The organism is uncultured Thiocystis sp., assembly GCF_903866365.1.
Taxonomy (GTDB): domain Bacteria; phylum Pseudomonadota; class Gammaproteobacteria; order Chromatiales; family Chromatiaceae; genus Chromatium.
In genome coordinates this window covers 1-3172 of the sequence record NZ_CAIPNF010000333.1, presented here as the reverse complement: position 1 = coordinate 3172, position 3172 = coordinate 1, and the positions used below count along the sequence as shown (strand labels likewise).

Sequence of the window (3172 nt, the reverse complement as noted above, 5' to 3'; positions counted from 1 at the left end):
TCCTGGCGGGAGTCCATTTGGCTGCGGTCAGCATCCTGCTCACATGATGGAAAGGCTCTGGATCTCAGTGCTAATCCCACACAACATGAATTGATGACACGCCCTAAGCCTCTGAGCGTAAAGCCGTTCATGGTTCGACCAGGCTCTCCTGAGCGAAGCCGAAGGGCTCACCACGAACGGCTTAACTTAATTGGCAGTGCGTCCGCGCCCGCGATCCACACCTCCCGGCCGGCGGCGAGGACCAGCGCCAACAGGATGTCGGCGGCTCCCAGTTGTTCCAGTCTTCTAAGGGCGGGGATGTTGCTTAACCAGTCTCCGACTCCACGGCGCAAGCCTCGCCGGTGCCAATCCAGAACCCTAGACTCTTGCTCAGAAACTCTTCCCAACGCATGTAGTGCGAGCCGTCGCAGGAGAAATTCAGTCCGACGATACCGTTGAAGATGTTGAGCGAGCCGGAGCGCAGATAGATGTTTTCGTCCATGAAACGCAACGCGCGAAAGGTGCGGAAGACCTCGCCGACACGTTCCAGCGGAATCGCGGCATCCGCCGGATAGGCTTGCCGAGGATAAGCCAGACAAATCCCTGGATTGGCCAGATCCTCATAATCGAGAATGCGGAACCGAAAGGGATCCTCGATCAGCCACAGGGTCGCGCGCGAACTGGAGAAATGCAGTTTGCCGTGAAAAACGCCATGGGCGGCGACCAGTTCGACCAGCAGATCCAGAATCTCATCGATCCGGCGATCCATCAGGCTCTCCACCCGCTCCTGCTGAAACAGCCCGCCGCGGATCGCCGGATCGCCCTTGAGCTGGAGCCAGTGTTCCGGCTGCTGGTAGATCTCGCGGGTCAGGGGCAGTTCGCGCAGATCGAAATCGGCGCCGAGAAACCCGAGCAGACCGCCCTCCCCATCGTCGATGCGCTGAATCGCGGTCAGCGAGGGCCGACGGGCGTTGCGGCTGAGATAGACCGGCGACAGCGAAAACCGCGCCCCGGCGAGCGCCTCCGCCAGATAGGGTCGCTCGCGACGGTTGCGCCCCAGATGCTCGGGCAGCCAGCCCTGAGGCGAGAGATTGGCGGTCAACTGATGGGCGTCGCCATCGAGCACATAGAGATATTTGCAGGAGGGCAGATTCGGCAGGGCGTCCGCCAGAATCCGCTCCAGACCCGCGCGCTCGGGCCAGACCGCGCGGCAGTCGCCGACGAGGCGTTCGAGCAGCCCGGCGAGCCGGCCCTGCAATAACATGCGCTGGCGCGCGACGGCGGTTTGGAGTGCTTGGCTCATGAAATGGACAACCGTGGCGTCTGCGAGTGCGGGTGACCGTTAATTTGCGTCAATCGGCCAAAATCTCAAGCCGCATTGATGCAAAAATTTCTTTTTTATCAGAAGCCTGAACTTAACGCCTCAACCGAACCGGATAGCGATCCCTGCAGAAAACGAGCATGTCGACGATGACGATGCAAGGGACTTGACCGGCATGAGGGTCCGCAAGCGCGCGTCGGCAACCCGCCGCTCAAGGCCGTTCCGGGTCAAACACCTGATAGCGGTTCTTGCCTGCCAGCTTGGCCTGATACATGGCATGATCGGCCTGGCGTAACAGTTGATCGGCGTCCATCTCCTCGCTTTGCGGGTAGAAGGTCGCCCCCAGGCTGGCCGAGACCTGGAGCATCGCGGCGCCAAAGGACACCGGTTGGGCCGCGGCGGCGAGCAGACGATCGAACAGTGGTGCGCTGACGCTCATGTCCGCGAGATCCATCAAGACAGCCACAAACTCATCGCCACCGAGCCGGGCCAGCGTGTCGCCCTCGCGCAGGGCCTGCTTCATCCGGTTGGCGACCACGATCAACACCTGATCGCCGGCCTCGTGGCCGTACCGGTCATTGACGGCCTTGAAGCCATCCAGATCCAGGAAGACGACGGCCAGGCGCTGGCCGCGACGCAACGTCTGCGCCAGGGCCTGATGCAGACGGTCGGTCAACAGGGCGCGATTGGGCAGTTTGGTCAGGGCATCGAAATGGGCGATCTGTTCGAGTTGACTTTCGTGCTCCTTCAATGCTGTGATGTCCGAAGACAGCGCCACGTAATGCCCCACCTTGCCCTGTTCGTCGCGCACGGCGCTGATGGTGAGCAGCGCGGCATAGAGTTCGCCATTCTTGCGTCGGTTCCAGATTTCGCTAGACCATTGGCCGCATGCCAGCAGGTCGCGCCACATCGCGGCATAGAAGGCGTCGTCATGACGCCCGGATTTGAGAATGCGCGGGTTCCGACCCCGCACGTCGTCGAGCGAGTAGCCGGTGATGAGGGCGAAGCCGTCGTTAATATCCAGGATGGTACCGTTGGCGGCACTGATCAGGATTCCCTCGCGGGCATGACTGAAGACGCTGGCCAGGAGTTGCAGCCGGGCTTCGGATGCCTTGCGCTCGGTGATGTCGATGCAGGTGCCGATATAGCCCAGGAAGCCGCCCTGCTCGTCATGGCGCGGCACGCCATGATCGGTGAGCCAGCGGTACTCGCCATCGTAGCGGCGCAGCCGGTAGTCCAGGCTAAAGGGTTGCCGCGCGGCGAAGGCGCTCGCATAGGCGCTCTGGCGGCGCGGTAGGTCATCCGGGTGGACGCCGTCCTGCCAGCCGTCGCCAACCTCCCGCGCCAGATCGCGCCCGGTAAACGCGAGCCAGAGGTCGTTGAAATACTCATACCGCGCGTCCGCGCCCGCCATCCAGACCAGGGCGGACGCGTTGTCGGCCAAGGCGCGAAAACGCGCCTCGCTCTCCTCCAGGGCGCGTTGGCGCTGTGCCAGGGTAGACAGCAGACGATTGAAGCCGGCAATCAGGGCGCCGACTTCATCGTTCCGCTTGGTGACGGGCAGCGGTTGTAGCGATTGCTCGGATGTTGAGCGGGCTGCGATGGTTCGGGTGGTCTCCAGCAGAGGTGCCAACTGGCGGCGCAGCATCCACCACGTCAGGCCACCGCTAAACAGTGCGATCAGCAGCGTGCCGATCAGCATCCGACGACGCTGGATGACCACCGGAGCAAAGGCCTCCCGCGTTGGCAGGATCACAGAGGCGTACCAGCCGGCGATCGGGATCTGCCTGACGGACACCAGCACATCCTGTCCATGCGGGTTGACGACGACCGCGGAGCCCTCGTAGCCCTGCATAAAGCGGTCGATCCAGG

The 3172-nt window shown here is 62.7% G+C and carries 2 protein-coding genes; both read right to left on the bottom strand.

What is annotated here, in order from left to right; translation table 11 throughout:
- Positions 1–304 precede the first annotated feature (304 nt).
- The gene (locus QZY07_RS18770) at positions 305–1282 is read right to left on the bottom strand and encodes a hypothetical protein (RefSeq protein ID WP_295405982.1); all 978 of its coding nucleotides are present in this window, start codon (positions 1280–1282) and stop codon (positions 305–307) included.
- A 229-nt stretch (positions 1283–1511) separates the two neighbouring features.
- The coding region (locus tag QZY07_RS18765; RefSeq protein WP_295405980.1) for a diguanylate cyclase at positions 1512–3172 on the bottom strand (1661 nt) is incomplete at its 5' end.